Consider the following 16,914-nt stretch of genomic DNA (forward strand, 5'->3'; position numbering starts at 1 on the left):
GGCCGCGCCGACCGTTGGGGCGGGGTGGGCTACTCGGTGACCGGCTGAGGAGCGGCCACAGGCCCGGACTCCTCCAGCCGCACGGGCGGGACGTACGGCCGGAACGGCGCCAGCCCCGGAACGTCCGGAGCGAGGTGCGCCGTGTCACGGCAGGTGGCCGCAGCATCAGCGAGGGACAGATGCGGAGTACGGATGCGGGACCAGCCACCGGACGTGTCACCGACGACGGCGAGGCCGGGCAGCTCGGGGGCGATGGCACAAGCGGCAGAAACCGCCTCCGGGGCGATGTCTCCGAGCGCCATCTTGGCGGAGGCTTCGTCGTTCACGCGGTGGCAGACCCGGCCGGTCAACTGGGCCCGGAGCATGGTCGCGCCCTTGCCCAGCTCGGCCCCGAACCGCTGGCCGCAGACCTCCAGATAGATGCCGGCCGCACGGCCGAGCTGAGCGAGACGGATGAGCTGGGTGACCATCTCGTCCCGCCGCTCCTCCTCCTTCTTCGTGGCGACGAGAAAGAGTTCGGCCACCTCGTCGATGAACAGCACGATGGGAGATGGGCGTTCGTCCTCAGGCAGGCCCCAGACATCCGAAGTGATCTCTTCTGCCGGAGCTCCCGGCGCGATGCCCTGACGGGCCTTGATCAGGTCGTATCGGTCCTCCATCTCCGTGACGAGCACAGGCAGCAGTTCCGCCGCCTGCTCCGGGTCGGTGGCCAGGGCGGAGAGCCGGGGCGCGAACGGCGCCAGCTCCACACCGCGCTTGCAGTCGATTCCCACGAGCACGACCGGCTGACCGGCCAGGCCCGTGAGCAGGTTTCGCAGGTACATGGACTTGCCGGAAAGCGTGGCGCCGAGCACGAGTTCATGAGGTACGGCCCGGTAGTCCCGCACGAAGGCGGTCGCGTCCTCCCGCAGGGCCACCGGCACGCGGAACGGCCCGGCGTCGGTCCGGCGAGGCATCCGCACCTTCCGCAGCACGTCGTACCCGACGAGGCGCAGTTCCACGACTCCGGGCTTGACGTCCCGGACGTACACGGCGTGAACGCCCCAGGCGTGCCGCAGCCGTTCGGCCGACGCCGCCACGTCGGCGGGTTCCTGCCCAGGCGCCAGCCGCAGCCGGAGCCGCAGCCCGGTCGAGGTGGGCCGGATCAAACCCCGCCGAGGAGGCACCGGCCGGACCTCACGGCGAGTGGTCGCCTTCACGGCCAGGGCTCGCCACCGGGACGGCTCGACCGTCAGGCCGCACGCGTCCATGGTCGAGGAGTACGAGGCCAGCACCCGGGCCACCGAGACCGGCAGCCCGACCGTGGACCAGTACGCCGCCGGGTGGGCGTGCCGGGCGTAGGCCGCGCCGCCTATCGCAGCGAGCGACCCGCCCAGCTCGGCCCATGTCACCAGGTCAGCCACGACTGTCAGCCCGCCTGGTCCATCGAGAAGGCGCCGGAAGCAACGGCGGTGGCGCGGTAGGCGATGCCGTGCCGCTGCTGGCCGTTGAACACGCTCTCCCAGGGGCGGGCGACGAGACCGGGCAGCGAGACCGGGGCACCCACGGTCAGGCCGTCCGTCACACCGCTCTCAGGGATGGTGACCTGGATCAGCGACGACTCCCCCTCGTCGATGAAGACGACGCCGACGGTCATCAGTGCCTCGCCGCTCACGGCGTCCTTGGCGATCTCACCGGTCTGCCGGTCGCGCACCTTCGGCGCCGGGGCTTCGGTGAGCAGGATCGTCGCGGTCGAGGCGTCAACGCGGATCACACGCACAGATTTCTCCTTCTGAGTCGATCAACCCATCACCTGACAGGTTGACTTAGCAAGTTCGAAGTTAGGGATGCCAAGTTGACTTGTCAAGTGAGAACGAAGAGCAAGTCGAGGTCAACTTCGTGGGCAACGGCCTCAGTTCAGGCGGTAGGTGTCTTCCAGTTCTTGCCGGTCAGCCGGAAGCAGCACGTCAGAGACTTGCAGCGCTTGGCCGGAAGCGTCGCGCGCGACGACCAGGACGCTGAGGACCGGAACCCCGTCCGGGAGGTCCAGCAGCTCGACTTCTGCACGCTCGGGCAGTCGGGCCGAGACCCGTTCCGTCACATGGTCGAAGCGGACCTTTTTCCGTCCCTCCAGATGCGCACGCGTACTGCCAGCCAGCACTTCGGCACTCTCCAGTGCGGTTCCCTCGACCAGGCCGGCGGGGAAGTACGACGAGACCAGCTCAACCGGTTCTCCGTCATCCACGACCAGGAAGCGACGCATGAGGACTTTGGTCCGCTTGGGCAGCCCGAGCACAGAGGCGACCCGTGCCGGAACAGGGACGTGGCCAACCTCGACCAATCGGCCTGGAGCTTGCGACTCGTCGCGCGCGAGCGCTTCAACCCCCCGGCGATCCTTCTGCTCCACGACGGCCGGGCGGCCCCGCACGATCGTGCCGTACCCCTGCCGTGACTCCAGCCAGCCGTCACGCTTCAGCAGTTCCAGCGCCCGGACGACAGTCGGGCGCGACATCCCGAAGCTCTGCACCAGCTGATTCTCGCTGGGCACGCGACTTCCGGGCGGGTACGTGCCGTCCTCGATGCGACGCTGAAGGGTCTGAGCGAGGCGAACGTACTTCGGTGCCTCCACTTCATACGCCATGAATGCCGCCGCCTGTCGAGATTGGCCAAGTCAACTGGTCAACCAGACTAGCGACGATTCCGCCAGCGCAGTACCAGCGGAGCGTATTCCGCTTATGACGGCCAGGCATCGGCCATCTCGAAGGAGACCACCGTTCCACCGAAGCGACTGGGCCCGTGATGCCAGGCGTCGGCGATGGAGTCGACCAGGAGCAGCCCGCGGCCGTGCGCGTCATCGGCGTCGGGACGCCGCAGCCGGACACTCGCCGGGAATCCTGGGTTGTGCACCTCTACCCGGAGGGAAGCACCCTCGCGGAACCACTCGACCCGGACGACCCAGGGGTCGTCGGCGCGACCGTAGGAGATGGCGTTGGTGACCAACTCCGAGATCATGAGAGCGCAGTCGTCGAGCGAGCAGGCCGGGTTGTAGGGAGCGATGAACTTCCGGAACCAGCGCCGGGCCCGAGGTACGGACTCCGCGACAGGGTGCAAGGTCATCGCCCCGAGTCGCGGTGAGTCCTCGGAGGGATAGCGGTCGATCTCGTAGTTGGCCATCCGTGCTCACTCCTTGCCGCTGCCGTCGCAGTCGGGGCAGCGCCGCTTCGATGTGGCACGGGTGCGGTCGGCGACGGCGGCAAGAGCCAGGGTCGTACGCGAGCCAACGCGCTTCCATCCGCGTCCTCGGCAACCCCGGCAAGGTAAGTGCGTGCCCTGGTCCGGCCGCTGACTCGTCACACCATGCCCCTTCCGATAAAGTGGCCTTAGCCACTTCCTGGATAGTGGCATTGGCCACTTCGTCGACGCAAGCGGTTCGCGTCAACTGGCTGGCTATCTGTCAGGAGAGCGGGTAGCCCTGCTCGAACGCCCAACGGTGCGGCGGGTAGGTGGCTTCGGCGAACTCCAGCGGGCGGTCCTGGAGATCGAAGACGACGTGATGCACGACCAAGACGGCCGAGTCGGCGTCGAGTTGCAGGTCAGCGGCTTCCTCGCCCGTCGCTGCCCGGGCGCACATGCGATCTTCGGCGTAACTGCCTTGCCGCCCAGTCATTTTCTCGACGTACATCAGGGTGCCTTCTTGGATCCGCTCCGGCTCCAGCAGCTTGGGCGCGCGCTCCGCGACATCCGGTGCGAACCAGGAGGTGGACAAGGTGATGGGCCCGTCCTGGTTGTTGGTCACCCGACGCCGATGAACAGCCCGCCGGTCCTTCACCAGGCCCAGCCCCTCTGCGACGTGGTCCGGCGCCTCCAGCCAGCCGGCCGACGTGATGACCGCGTACTCGCCAGGCGTGTAGATCTTCCCTGTTTGCCGAGCACGGCCGTACAACTCACGTGCACGGCGGTTGACTTCGAGGCTGCGCACATACGTGCCCGACCCCTGCCGCTTCTCGACAAGCCCCTGATGGCTCAGCGCTTCCAGCGAACGGGCCGCCGTCGGCCTGGACACCTTCCAGACCGCCGCCAGTTGCCGCTCGGAGGGAACCTCGTCCCCCGGCCGCAAGTCGCCCCGAAGGATCTGATCGCGGATGTAGTGCGCGATCTGGAGATACTTCGGCTGAGCCTCCTCGATCTTGGGCACGCGCCCTCCTCGTTCTGTGCCGCACTGGCGGCCAAGTGGCTATGGCCTCTAGCCACTATAGGGTGAGTGGTCAATATCGGACCCCGTACTCTTGCCCCCATGACGCGGTTGATCGTCGCAGCAGGAGGAGGGGGCGACGCAGTCGCCGCCGCAATGCTTGACGCCGCCCTATACGGCGACGACAACGGCCGGGCGGTGATCCTCACCTACGCGTGGGACCGCCTGCTGATCGACCCGGTCCCGGGCCCGCGTGGCCCCGAGAACTTCACCGGTCTCGAGCCCATCACTCCAGCCGTCTGGAAGGTGCCGGCGGACGCCCGCCCAGTCGCCCCGGCAGGCTCCACCCTCCCCCGGCTCGCAGCAGAGCTCCCGCACACTTTCGCACTGATCGACCCGAGCCACGGTGCTGAAGGCGTCACTCGCCAACTCGAAGAGCTCGTAGAGCACTTCCAGCCCGAGTCGATCGACCTCCTGGACGTGGGCGGCGACGTCCTGGCACAGGGCGACGAGCCGACGCTGAAGAGCCCGCTCGCGGACGCCGTGACACTTGCGGCGTGCTGCCAGGTGAACGCACCTATCCGACTGTTGATCGCAGGCCCGGGACTGGACGGGGAACTCCCACTCGACGACATGCGCCGCCTACTCGGCCCGGTAGTCCACACATTCACGGCCAGGGACGTGGAGCCGGTCAACCCGGTTCTGGAGTGGCACCCTTCCGAGGCGACCGGGATGCTCGCAGCGACGGCCCGGGGAGTACGGGGCACATGCGAGGTCAGGGATGCGGGACTTCCCATCCCCCTGACCGACGAGGGCCCGACGATCCACGAAGTCGACCTGGACGAGGCGCTGAGCCGCAACCAGTTGGCCCGCGCGATCATGACGACGGCCACGTTGGACGAGGTCGAGGCCCTGAGCCGCGAGGTATGCGGTTTCTCAGAGATCGACTACGAGCGCAACAAGGCGCTGTGGCTCAAGGAACAGCGGCAGGTGCAGCTTGACGCCGATGCGGTGCTACCCCAACTCGACCAGTTCGAGGCAGAGGCACGAAGCCGCGGAGTCACCCACACGACGTTCCGCCGACTCACAGAGGCACTGAACCTCGACGGCACCCAGCGCGAGGCCCTGCGCCAGCTGCTCATCAGTAGCCGACCGGAGCAGTACGCAGCCCCACTCTGGCGCATTACAGAGGCTCCTGAGTAACAACCTTCTTCACGGGTTCAAGGCGGCTCGCTCCGCTCACCGCGCGCGGCCCGGCCCCCGGCCGGGCCTGCGCTCCTGTCTCCGCCCCGCTCCAGCCCGGCCGACGCCCGTGCCGCGCTCATGGCGATCAGCCGCCTGACGCCAGAGAAGGGATACGTCGTGGCTGGGGCGGTCGGCTCCACGGCTTTACGGAGCCACTTTGGCGCGAGCCTCGAAGATCATGGCCCCAACGTCGTGCTTTACCGGGCAGGTCCACAGACCGCCCGACGCGCCGGAAGCTTACGGGGCCATGATCACTCGCGCCAAAGCAGCGCCACCCCAAAGCCGCTCCACCGACCGCGATGTCGGGCTCAAGATCTACTCGCGCATCCACTTGCCCCACAGAGGGAACCCTCTATAGGCGTATCAAATCTAGCGCCAGAGAGACACCTCTGGTCGACGACACACGACGGCAGCGTGGTTGAGGCCGGTAGGGGTGTAGCGATGCACACGTCGACCAGGGCGACGGCATTGTGTGGCTCGACAACATCCCCTGGTTCGTCCGAGGTACTACCTAAGGACGACCGACGACCACCACCGGGCGCACGGGCCCGCCGCTCCGGAACAGCAAAAACCCAGCTCACCAAGATCCCCGACAAGACCCAGGGCAAGGAGACAGCTCATGCCTCGCCCATAGAGGCCCCGCCGTCCGCGGTGGCACGGGGCGATTCGGCTGGTGGGGGATTGTGAGTTCGTGCGGTGGGTGAGGGTGTCGGCGTGCCAGCATGGTCGGTCCGAAGGCTGGTGCCTGACTGTTCTCGGGGGTGGGTTGTGCAGGCTGCTCTGCGGTGGCTGGTGGCGGTGGCGGGTTCAGCTCTGGCGTTCGCTGGGGTGGCGGTGCCGTGGGCGGTTCTGTCGAGAGGAGGTGACGATCCGTGGGATGTGATCGGCCCGGTGGCTGGTGTGGTGGCGGCCGGGGTGCTGGCCGCGCTGGGCTGGTGGGCGTCGCAGGCTGGCGGGGCCGGGACGGGTCGGGTGCGGCAGTCAGCACGCGGCGGGGGCCGAATTACGCAGACCGGCGGTAGTACAGGCGCGGGTGCCGGAGCGCCTAGAGCTGCGGTACGTGAGGACGTGTGGCAGAAGGCGCGTTCCGACGGCACGGGCGACATCGATCAGGTCGGCGGGAATCGGGCCTAAGGCAAGGTGGCCGGGATGGTGATGGAGGGATCGGGACAGCGCCGTTCGCGTCAGCAAGCAAGTGCGTGCGGGGATGTGACTCAAGTGGCGGGGGACATGCATGTGCACCCTGCGTCGGTGCAGGTTTCGTTGGTCGAGTGGCCGATATGGGTCGGGGATGTGCCGCGTCCTGCTGCGGCTTTCCAACCCCGCGTACCGGCGCGCAAGCAGGTGAAGGCTGCGCGTGGCGGGGGCAGCGACGTGGTGCTGTCCGGTCCTGGCGGGGTGGGCAAGAGTCAACTCGCAGCGTTGTTGGCGCGGGAGCTTCGGGATCAGAAGCGCTCCGGTAGGGCAGCGCTGGATGTGCTGGTGTGGGTGCGTGCCACCGGCGTCGACCAGGTCATCAGCGCGTATGCGAACGCGGCCGGGCAGTTGCAGCTTCCCGGAGTGTCCCCGGACGACGAGGACGGTGCGGCGCGGCGGTTTCTGCGGTGGCTGGCAGCGACCGAGCGGCGGTGGCTGGTGGTGCTGGACGATGTCACTGACCCGGCCGCCGTTCGGGAGTGGTGGCCCGACAGCGGGGTTGGCCGCGGCTGGGTCCTGGCCACCAGCCGACGTGAGGACGCCCAACTCAGCGGCCAGGGTCGCACCCTCATTCGGATCGGCCTCTACACGGATTCCGAGGCCCGCGCCTACCTGAAGCGCCGGCTCACCGATGCCGGTCACGCCCACTTGCACGACCCCGCGCAGACAGGCGGGATCGCCCTCGAGCTCGGGCACCTCCCGCTCGCGCTCGGGCACGCTGCCGCGTATCTCATCAACAAGCGGCCCACGATGGCCAACTACCTCACCCTGCTCCGCGACACCAGCAACCGGCTGGGCGACCTGCTACCGGCGAGCGCGGACACCGAAGGCTACGGACGGCCCGTCGCCGCCTCACTGCTGCTCTCCCTCGACGCGGTCGAAGAAGCCGACACCAGCCGGCTGGCCCGACCCCTGCTGTACCTCGCCTCCCTCATGGACCCCTTCGGCCACCCCGTCACCGCATGGATCACACCCGAATCGCTCAACCACCTGCGTACCGCACGCCCGCCGCAACGCCGCCGACTGCGCAAGCACCACCATCCCGTCACCGAAACAGAGGTGCACAACGCACTGGAATGCCTGCGCACTTACGCCTTGATCACCCAGGACACCGCCGCCTCCCCCCTGCGTATGCACGCCCTGACTGCCCGCGCCGTGCGGGAGACCATCCCGCCCGGCACACTGCCCGCCACCGCCCGCGCCGCCGCAGACGCCATCACCAGCCTGTGGCCCCGCCACGACCACGAAGAACGGGAACTGGCCGCCCTGCTGCGCGCCAACGTGGTTCACCTCGACAAGCTCACCCGCCCAGCCCTGTGGCAGCCCGCAACCCACCAATGCCTCTACGCGGCCAGCAACAGCCTCACCGAAGCGGGCCTGTACCACCAGGCGATCGAGTACGACGAAACGGCCGTCCACCTCAGCAGCAGTATCCACGGCCGAGACCATGCCGACACCCTCACCGCCCGTCACAACCTCGCCGTCTCTTACAGCTATGCCGGGCGGGTCCAGGACGCCCTTGACCTCAGCGAGCGAGTCTTGGCCGACTCGGAGCGGGTTTTGGGCCCGGACCACCCCGACACCCTCACCGCCCGCCACAACCTCGCCAGCTCGTACCGCGCTGCCGGGCGGCTCCAGGAAGCCCTCCACCTGCGCGAGCGGGTTCTGGCCGACCGGGAACGGGTACTGGGCCCGGACCACCCCGACACCCTCGGCGCTCGCCACAACCTCGCCGTCTCCTACCGCGCTGCCGGGCGGGTCCAGGAAGCCCTCCACCTGCGCGAGCGGGTCTTGGCCGACCGGGAACGGGTACTGGGCCCGGACCACCCCGACACCCTCACCGCCCGCAACAACCTTGCCGTCTCGTACAGCTATGCCGGGCGGGTCCAGGACGCCCTTGACCTCAGCAAGCGGGTCTTGGCCGACTACGAGCGGGTTTTGGGCCCGGACCACCCCGACACCCTCGGCGCTCGCCACACCCTCGCCAGCTCGTACCGCGCTTCCGGGCGGCTCCATGAAGCCCTCCACCTGCGCGAGCGGGTCTTGGCCGACCGGGAACGGGTTTTGGGCCCGGATCACCCCGACGCCCTCGGCGCTCGCCACAACCTCGCCGTCTCCTACCGCGATGCCGGGCGGGTCCAGGACGCCCTCCACCTGCGCGAGCGGGTCTTGGCCGACTACGAGCGGGTTTTGGGCCCGGACCACCCCGACACCCTCACCGTCCGCAATGCTGCGGCAGCTGTACAGCAATCAGATACCGCAACCCCATCAACCGCCCCCGACCAACAACCTCCCTCAGCCACTCCCGAGTAACCGGTATGACCGTCACCGACCGATCTCTGTAGAGCCTCGCATCAGAAGGTGTGACGGCCGTGGCGGCGCAACATGGCTGCACCACAAGCGCACCAGATCAGATGGGGAACCCTGGGGAATCGCGGTGAAAGACGTCGAGCCTGACAGGCGACGCCAAGACCGTTCATGCAGTTCAGCGGCCCACCGAAGCGCATATGACCGCAGCTTCCCAAGCTGATGTCCACACATCTGTGCAGGCCAGGGGTGCCCTGTCGGCGTTGACCAGTACCCTGCGGCCGTCAGCCATCACGCCTGGAGGCTTCATGGAAGCGGCCGCTCTCATCAGTCCGGCCCGGCTGTGGTCAGCACGGGAGGTCTTGTTGCGTCCGAGTCCTGAGCGCTCACGGAGATCACTTACGCCAGAGAAGTCCCTTCGGTAGCATGCTCCGAACGGGGGATTTCGGCTGGTGTGGGACAAGCAGCAACACACCCACCACACAAGGCCCGAGAGGTCCTGCCACATGCCGCTCCGCGGAGCACACAGACGAATCGACCGCACAGGACTCACCGGGTACGGAGCGTGAAGATGGACTTCGAGGTCGCCGCTCCCGACCCTGCTGGCATGGTGGCGTCGCTCAGTTCGCTCGGCTACTCGCTTCCCGCCGCCGTCGCAGACCTCGTGGACAACAGTGTCTCCGCAGAGGCCAAGAACATCGACGTCGATTTCACGTGGGACGGGCAGAGTTCCTGGATCGCAGTGATGGACGATGGCAAGGGGATGACGGAGCCCGAGCTGGTGACCGCCATGACGGTGGCGGCCCGCGGCCCGTCCGCAGAGCGGAGTGCCACCGATCTCGGACGTTTCGGTGTGGGGTTGAAGTCCGCTTCCTTCTCCCAGTGCCGCAAACTCACCGTCGCCACAGTCAAGGACGGGACTTGGCACATCCGGACGTGGGACCTCGGCGTCGTGGAGCACTACAAGGAGTGGCGGCTCCTCCGCGACCCCGGCGACAGGACCACTACCCTCCTGCGTCAGATCGCGGGAAGCATGCAGCACGGGACCGTCGTCCTGTGGGAGCAGCTCTCTGGCTACCACAACACAGCCGTGACCAGGGACGACGAAAAGACGCAGGCGCAGTTCTATGCGGAGGCGGAACGTACCGAAGCCCACCTCTCGATGGTCTTCGCCCGCTTCCTGAAGCGTCCGGCCCGGTGCCGGATCCGGGTGCGGGGCTCCGACCTCTCCCCATGGGACCCGTTCCTGTCCACGCACCCGTCGGTACAGCGGATCCCTTGGGAGCCTCTGCCGCTGGGATCGGAGTCGGTGCGCGTGGAGCCCTTCGTCCTCCCGACGGCACAGCGTCTATCGGAGGCCGAGTACGAGTCGGCTGCTGGGCAGAGGGGGTGGCTGGGGCAGCAGGGGTTTTACGTCTACCGTCGTGACCGCCTGATCCTGGCCGGTGACTGGTTGGGAATCCGCGGCCTGCGGCGCGAGGAGAAGTACAACCTCGCGCGGATCGCCGTGGACATCCCTGCGGAGGCCGACGCCGACTGGGGCGTGGACGTGCGCAAGGCGAACGTGGTTCCCCCCGTCTCCTTGCGTCGTCACTTGGAGAGGATCGCCAGGTACACCCGCGAGGCGGCCTCCCGTTCCGCACGACAGCGTGGTCAGGTGGTCTCGCGGGCGCACGGTGACCCCCTGAAGTTCGCCTGGAACGTGAAGCGCCACGACGGCCGGATCGTTCTGCGCATCAACAGAAAGCACCCGTTGGTGAAGGCAGCGGTGGACGGCCAGGGCGGCAATCCGGACGTCGTCCGCTCGATGATCCGCCTCCTTGAGGAGACGGTCCCGGTCACGGCACTCCGCATGCTCCACGAGACCGACACGGTCGACGACCCCGAACCCTTCGGTGGTCCGGGGCCGGCTGCTCCGGAGACCGTCGACATCGCCCGCCGGGTGTACGAAGCACTCCTTGGACAGGGCCGCTCTCCTGAGGATGCCCGGGGTGTACTCAGTTCCATGCCTCCTTTCGACGAGCAACAAGGTTTCTGGAACTCCTGACCCACCTGGTAGACCCCACTCTCAACCGACCCGGCCGCTGGAGGACGCTGTGAGCACCACCCCCGAAGACAGTCTCGAGAAGGCCGAGCAGACCGCGTTGCTGCTCCTGCCAGGTGACCGCCAGGCAACGCCGGCCGAGGTGGACTTCGCCGTGAACACCGCGGTCAGCATCCTCGCTGCCCAGGGGATCAGCGTGGAGCGGGACCAGGTGCGGAAGGTGCTCGAGGCCCGTGCTTCCGTGTTCCAGGCTGATTCCTCCGCGATGACGAACGACGAGGGCCACGTGCCATGGCTCGCCGACGCGAAGGCAGACCGGAAGTGGGAGTTCTGGGACCGCTACCGGCGCTACCTGCTGAGCGTGTCCAAGCTCCCGACGCAGGTCGTGCGTCGCCTCGACCAGAGCACCGACGACGTTCTAGGTGAGCTGGAAGATCCTCGGCGGGAAGGCATCTGGCGCCGGACCGGGCTCGTGATCGGACAGGTTCAGTCCGGTAAGACGGGGCAGTTCATCGGGCTTGCCGCGAAGGCAGCCGACGCCGGCTACCGGCTCATTGTGGTGTTCGCAGGGATCCACAACGACCTGCGCAGCCAGACCCAGCTCCGTATCGACGAAGGCCTCCTCGGGTTCGACACCCAGTATCAGTTCCGCTCGGACGACGACGCGCATCGTCATATCGGTGTTGGCGCGATGTCGCATCACGGCAAGCGACTTAAGGCCGCGTCGCTCACCACCAGTCACGAGAAGGGGGACTTCGCCCGCAAGACGGCGGTCTCCGCGAACGTGCCTGTGGGCAGTGTCCCGGTGGTCCTCGTGGTCAAGAAGAACCGGCGGATCATCGACAACCTGCGGGACTGGGTGATCGACAACCACGGCGTGGAGGACCCGGAGACCGGCAGGATGGTCGTTCCCGACCTCCCCTTGTTCGTGATCGACGACGAAGCCGACAACGCCGGGGTGAACACCTCCAAAGACCCCGACACCAACCCGTCGGCGATCAACAAGGCCATCAGGCGGTTGGTCAACAGCTTCACGAAGGCGTCCTACGTCGGCTACACCGCGACCCCCTTCGCGAACATCTACATCAGCCCCGACACGGACCACGACGAGCTGGGCCCTGACCTCTTCCCGGAAAGTTTCATCCGCACCCTGCGGGCACCGTCCAACTACCTCGGTCCCGAGCGTCTCTTCGGTCTGCAGACCGACGGCGACGAGGAGGACATCGAGCCGCTGCCACTGATAAGGCACATCAAGGACACAGACCTCTGGGTGCCGGACAAGCACAAGTCCTACCATCAGGTTCCCGACTTCCTGCCCGAGTCGCTGCAGCGAGCCATTCGGTCCTTTGTCCTGACCTGCGCGGCACGTCGAGCGCGGGGGCAGGTTGCCGTGCACAACTCCATGCTGGTGCACGTGACCCGCTTCACGGCCGTACAGCAGCAGGTCTGCGACCAGATCGACGCACACGCGCGTCTGCTCCTCGATGTTCTCCAGGACCGGTTCAGCAGTGCCCGTGAAGAACTCGAGGAAGACCTGCGGCAGCTCTGGGAGGAGGACTTCTTCCCCTGTACCGAGGACATGGCTGGGGACAGGCTTGACTGGGAGGACGTCGAACCCCATCTCCACGCCGCCCTCGCGAAGATCACCGTCATGGCCGTAAACGGTGCGGCGAAGGACGCCCTCCAGTACTACGAGCGCCGGGAGACCGGCCTGTCGGTCATCGCCGTAGGCGGCGAGAAGCTCTCTCGCGGTCTGACCCTCGAGGGGCTGTCGGTCAGCTACTACCTGCGTGCCTCCAAGACGTACGACACCCTGCTGCAGATGGGCCGTTGGTTCGGCTACCGTCCCCGCTACGAGGACCTGTGCAGGCTGTACACGACACGTACGCTGCAGCGCCAGTACGCGGAGATCACCGCGGCCACCGACGAACTCCGGCGCGACGTCGAGGAGATGTCCGCGGTGGGGCTGACCCCCCGCGAGTACGGTCTCAAGGTCAGGACCTCGTCGCTCGGCCTCGGCATCACGGCCTCCAACAAGATGAGGCAGGGCACGCGTGTCCGCCTCAGCTACTCCGGTGAGCTTCCTGAGACGACCATCTTCGACCTCTCCGAGAAAGTGGTTCGTAAGAACTACGACCTCCTCGAGTCGTTCGCTGCGCGCCTCGACGCGCTCTCAGCAGGGAACGTGGACGAGCGGAGCGGGAGCATCACCTGGAGTGGCGTCGCGGCCTCGGACGTCACCGAGGGTTTCCTCGACTCCTACCTCACCGACCGGCAGGCTCAGCGGGTGCGGCCGGCCTTCATCGCAGAGTACGTGCGCCAGTGCGCCAGGCAGGGTGAGCTCGGCAACTGGACGATCCGCCTCGCCAGCCGACTGCCCGAGGGTGCGCCGGCCGAGATCGCGGGCCATTCCATCGGCCTCATCACGCGCAGCCACTCCAAGTCCTCGGAGGTGGTTCCCGGCCGCTACACGATCAAGCGCGTCCTCAGCCCTGCCGACGAGCTCTGCGATCTGACCGAGGAACAGTACGACCGGGCGCTGAAGGCCACGAAGGACGCCGCGAAGGGGAAGCTCAACAGGAAGGGCGAACCGCTCGATCCGGACGCCCCCCGCGGCCGGCCTCTGCGTCACCAACGTCGCTCTGACCAGCCGTTGCTTCTGCTGTATCCCCTCAGCCCTGCCGAGGTGGCCAAGTCGTCGGGGAACGCCGAGCCGGTTGCACCGCTGGTCGGGTTCGCCATCAGCTTCCCGTTCTCCCGCCACCAGTTGAAGACCGAGTACGTGGTGAACGACATCTGGTTCAAGCAGGACATGGAGTTCGACGACTTCGAGGACGAAGAGTGATCGACGAGAGTGTGTGGCAGGAGCTGGAGGCCCACCAGCAGACCCCGGGCAGGTCCACCCGGCGGCTCCACCCCGACTCCCCGCACAACATCCAGGTGTCGGTGACGCACCCCGCCCTCCGGCGCATGCTGCTGCTCGGCACCGACGCCAGGACCGCCGACACCGTACGTCAGGAGATCCATGAACTGCCGGCGACCCGTGGACTGCAGCTGAACCTGTCGTCGGTGTCCGGCAACCACTACGAGCTCCAGGTCATGCTCACCGACGACGAACTCACCGAGGTGTTCACCCCTCTCGTCTCCGACATCGCAGAGGTTGTGCGGGACGCACCGACCACCGAGACGGCGGCGGAGGCCGCGGTTCGCCGCTACGTCCGTTGGCAGCAGCTGCTGCGCTCCGTGTCGCGCGATGGTCTGTCCCGACAGGCTCGGTGCGGCCTCTTCGGCGAACTGCACTTCCTCCTGGAGTACGTGCTTCCGGCTGTGGACCAGCAAGCGGCTGTCAGCTCCTGGACCGGTCCACGACAGACGAACCAGGACTTCCAGCTGCCCGGCGCCGCAGTCGAGGTGAAGGCGTCCACAGCCCGCGCTCCCCGGAGAGTCCAGATCGCGAGCGAGCGGCAGCTGGACACGGCCGACTCGACGCCTCTCGTACTGGCCCATGTCGTCCTCGACGACCGGCAGCGGGGGCTCGGCAAGAGTCTGAACGCCTTGGTGGACGAGATACGGGCCCGTCTGACCTCACCGTCCGCCTCACAGCGCTTCGAGAGCCTGCTGGTCCAGGCCGGCTATCTGCCGAACCAACGGGACCTCTACGATCATGATCGCTACACCCTACGTCGCAGCGAGTTCTGGATGGTCGGGGAGGGTTTTCCCCGGATCGTCGAGGCCGAACTGCCGCCCGGGGTCGGTAACTGCACCTACACCATCGACGTGTCGGCCCTGGCCACCCACAGCGTGACCGCCGAAACACTGGTCAACCTGATCCGAGGAATCCATGGCTGAGCACGACCTGCACGAGTACTCCCGCGCGCTGGTCACCGACATCCAGGCGCTGGCGGACGCCGAGGGCGGCTCGATCCCGAACACGTTCACCCAGCACGTGCTCGAGATCCTTGAGGAAGCCGGTGTCGTCACCGACGCGGCACTCGCGTACCACTCCTCCCGCGGACTGGAGATCTACGGCTACGGCCTGCCCGAGGACGGGTCCAGCCTCGACCTGTACACAACGGACTTCAACCTGACCCCGTCGAGTAGCAAGCTGACCAAGGCCGAGTCCGACAGGCTCTTCCGCAGGCTGTTCGCGTTCCTGGGCAAGCATCGGGCCATCCGCCCCAACCAGGAGGACAACACCGACGTGCATGACATGTGCGTCGGCGTGGAGAAGGCGCTGTCGAACGTTCCGAAGATCCGCCTCTTCCTGCTCAGCAACCGGGTCAGCACGACGAGCGCCCCGGAGCCCACGGAGTTCGAGGGAGTCCCGGTCGCCTACGAGCTCTGGGACCTCGCGCGGCTCCACAGGCACGAGACCTCCGGGAGCATCGGCGAGCCCATCAAGGTCACCTTCGAGCGTCCCCTTCCCTGTCTGGCGGCTCACAGCGACGAACCGAACTACTCGGTCGTCTTGGCCGTGATTCCCGGCCGACAGTTGGCCGAGCTGTACAAGGAGCACCGAACCCGGCTGCTCGAACTCAACGTCCGGTCCTTCCTCCAGACCCGCGGTGCCGTGAACAAGGGCATCCGCGACACCCTGCTGAACGCCCCGGGCAAGTTCCTCGCCTACAACAACGGTGTGACCGCCACCGCCTCGGACGTGGACTTCGAGACTGACGAGGCCGGAAGCCCTGTCGCCATCAGGAGCATGACCGGCCTCCAGATCGTCAACGGCGGCCAGACCACCGCCTCGCTGCACCACGTCCTGACCCGTGACAAGCGGGACCTAGACGGGGTCCACGTGCAGATGAAGCTCACCATCGTCGATCCTGCGTACCTGTCCGAGATCGTTCCGAAGATCTCCCAGTACTCCAACACCCAGAACAAGGTGACGTTGGTCGACTTCAGTTCGAACCACGAGTTCCACGTGGCCTTCGAGCGTGTCTCCCGCAGCCTGTGGGCTCCTGCTGCCGATGGCAGCGGCCAGGAGACGCGATGGTTCTACGAGCGGGCACGGGGCCAGTACACCGACAAGTCCGCCGAGTACGAAACCCGCGCGGCCCAGCGCAAGTTCAAGCTGATCACGCCGACGCGGCAGAGATTCAGCAAGTCCGACCTGGCCACCTTCGTGCACTCCTGGGAACAGCTCCCGTACTGGGTGAGCCGCGGCGCCCAGAAGAACTTCGCCCACTTCATGGAGCGGATCGAGAAGTCCGATCCCGTAGTGGACGTGCAGTACTGCAAGCGCGCTATAGCCACGGCCCTCCTCTTCCAGGCTGCCGACCGGATCGCCCGTACGCACTCGGCCGGCAGCCACAAACGGCTGATCACGACCTACACGGTCGCCCGGCTTTCGTTCGCCGCCGAGAAGCGGATCGACCTCGACAGGATCTGGAACGAGCAGGGCACCACGGATGCCCTGAGGGACGCCCTCGACGAACTCTGTCCCTTGATCATGGAGACGGTGATCTCCGGCGACCGGCACGTGTCGGAGTGGGCGAAGAAGCCCGACTGCTGGGACGAGGTGTCCCGCATCCCGTGGGCGCTCCCCGACGCACTGGCCGCCGAACTCACGGCCGAGCCCTTCGAGATCGCCTCCCCCGAGAGCACCGAGTCCGACGAGGCCGAAGCCGCCGTCGAGGACATCCCCAGCGAGGAGTGGCAGGCTCTCGCGGACTGGTCCCGCGAAGGCCGGGTTCTGCGCGCCGTGGACCGGCAGCTCGCCGACCGTGTCGCGCAGCGTCTGTCCCAGGGGCGACAGGTCACGGGGACCCAGGCCAGGCAGGCGATGGAGGTCTACGAGGAGGCTCTGCGGCATGGATTCCAGCCCGTGCCTGTCGACCACGACCACGAGACGACGTGAGCGCGGCACTCCCGGGACAGGCTGGGACTGCCGTTACACAAAGGCCGGATGGACAGTTGTGCGCACGTGGGAATGCGAGGTTAGGGCTGA

General features: G+C 67.2%; 11 protein-coding genes. 6 read left to right on the forward strand and 5 right to left on the reverse strand.

Translation table 11 applies throughout. The features are described 5' to 3' along the window. Positions 1 to 29 precede the first annotated feature (29 nt). From RPQ07_RS11940 to RPQ07_RS11960, 5 genes are all read right to left on the reverse strand, one after another. Positions 30 to 1,403 carry an FtsK/SpoIIIE domain-containing protein gene (locus RPQ07_RS11940; RefSeq protein WP_313944095.1) on the reverse strand — a complete coding sequence of 458 codons (1,374 nt, stop codon included), beginning with the start codon at positions 1,401 to 1,403 and terminating at the stop codon, positions 30 to 32. 5 nt (positions 1,404 to 1,408) lie between these two features. Then, on the reverse strand, positions 1,409 to 1,759 hold the full coding sequence (locus RPQ07_RS11945) for a hypothetical protein (protein ID WP_313944096.1): 351 nt from the start codon (positions 1,757 to 1,759) through the stop codon (positions 1,409 to 1,411). A 132-nt stretch (positions 1,760 to 1,891) separates the two neighbouring features. Then, positions 1,892 to 2,620 carry a GntR family transcriptional regulator gene (locus RPQ07_RS11950; RefSeq protein ID WP_313944097.1) on the reverse strand — a complete coding sequence of 243 codons (729 nt, stop codon included), beginning with the start codon at positions 2,618 to 2,620 and terminating at the stop codon, positions 1,892 to 1,894. Positions 2,621 to 2,712: 92 nt separating this feature from the next. Beyond that, positions 2,713 to 3,153: an ATP-binding protein gene (locus RPQ07_RS11955; protein WP_313944098.1), complete on the reverse strand. Its 441-nt coding sequence runs from the start codon at positions 3,151 to 3,153 to the stop codon at positions 2,713 to 2,715. Positions 3,154 to 3,433: 280 nt separating this feature from the next. Continuing rightward, positions 3,434 to 4,174: a GntR family transcriptional regulator gene (locus RPQ07_RS11960; protein WP_313944099.1), complete on the reverse strand. Its 741-nt coding sequence runs from the start codon at positions 4,172 to 4,174 to the stop codon at positions 3,434 to 3,436. 99 nt (positions 4,175 to 4,273) lie between these two features. Here RPQ07_RS11960 and RPQ07_RS11965 point away from each other — a divergent pair, with 99 nt between their 5' ends. The 6 genes from RPQ07_RS11965 to RPQ07_RS11990 all read left to right on the forward strand — a co-directional run bounded on the left by RPQ07_RS11965 (position 4,274) and on the right by RPQ07_RS11990 (position 16,824). Then, entirely contained in the window at positions 4,274 to 5,374 is a 1,101-nt protein-coding gene (locus RPQ07_RS11965; RefSeq protein WP_313944100.1) for a DUF1152 domain-containing protein, read from the forward strand. Positions 5,375 to 6,646: 1,272 nt separating this feature from the next. Continuing rightward, complete coding sequence (locus RPQ07_RS11970; protein WP_313944101.1) at positions 6,647 to 8,926, forward strand: tetratricopeptide repeat protein; 2,280 nt, start codon at positions 6,647 to 6,649, stop codon at positions 8,924 to 8,926. Positions 8,927 to 9,491: 565 nt separating this feature from the next. Then, complete coding sequence (locus RPQ07_RS11975; RefSeq protein WP_313944102.1) at positions 9,492 to 10,967, forward strand: ATP-binding protein; 1,476 nt, start codon at positions 9,492 to 9,494, stop codon at positions 10,965 to 10,967. A gap of 49 nt (positions 10,968 to 11,016) precedes the next feature. Further along, positions 11,017 to 13,809, forward strand: a complete 2,793-nt coding sequence (locus RPQ07_RS11980) for a Z1 domain-containing protein (RefSeq protein ID WP_313944103.1) — start codon at positions 11,017 to 11,019, stop codon at positions 13,807 to 13,809. Continuing rightward, positions 13,806 to 14,813 (forward strand): PD-(D/E)XK motif protein, encoded by a 1,008-nt coding sequence (locus tag RPQ07_RS11985; RefSeq protein WP_313944104.1) that lies wholly within the window; start codon positions 13,806 to 13,808, stop codon positions 14,811 to 14,813. Before RPQ07_RS11980 ends, RPQ07_RS11985 begins: the two co-directional genes overlap by 4 nt. Next, positions 14,806 to 16,824 carry an AIPR family protein gene (locus tag RPQ07_RS11990; protein WP_313944105.1) on the forward strand — a complete coding sequence of 673 codons (2,019 nt, stop codon included), beginning with the start codon at positions 14,806 to 14,808 and terminating at the stop codon, positions 16,822 to 16,824. Before RPQ07_RS11985 ends, RPQ07_RS11990 begins: the two co-directional genes overlap by 8 nt. Positions 16,825 to 16,914: the final 90 nt, after the last annotated feature.

It is taken from the genome of Streptomyces sp. AM8-1-1 (assembly GCF_032229325.1).
Classification (GTDB): Bacteria; Actinomycetota; Actinomycetes; order Streptomycetales; family Streptomycetaceae; genus Streptomyces; species Streptomyces achmelvichensis.

Bases quoted from the DNA above. Each gene is read 5' to 3' on its own strand.
- RPQ07_RS11950 (WP_313944097.1), bottom strand. From the start codon at position 2,620: ATGGCGTATGAAGTGGAGGCACCGAAGTACGTTCGCCTCGCTCAGACC.
- RPQ07_RS11955 (WP_313944098.1), bottom strand. From the start codon at position 3,153: ATGGCCAACTACGAGATCGACCGCTATCCCTCCGAGGACTCACCGCGA.
- RPQ07_RS11965 (WP_313944100.1), top strand. From the start codon at position 4,274: ATGACGCGGTTGATCGTCGCAGCAGGAGGAGGGGGCGACGCAGTCGCC.
- RPQ07_RS11970 (WP_313944101.1), top strand. From the start codon at position 6,647: ATGCATGTGCACCCTGCGTCGGTGCAGGTTTCGTTGGTCGAGTGGCCG.
- RPQ07_RS11975 (WP_313944102.1), top strand. From the start codon at position 9,492: ATGGACTTCGAGGTCGCCGCTCCCGACCCTGCTGGCATGGTGGCGTCG.
- RPQ07_RS11990 (WP_313944105.1), top strand. From the start codon at position 14,806: ATGGCTGAGCACGACCTGCACGAGTACTCCCGCGCGCTGGTCACCGAC.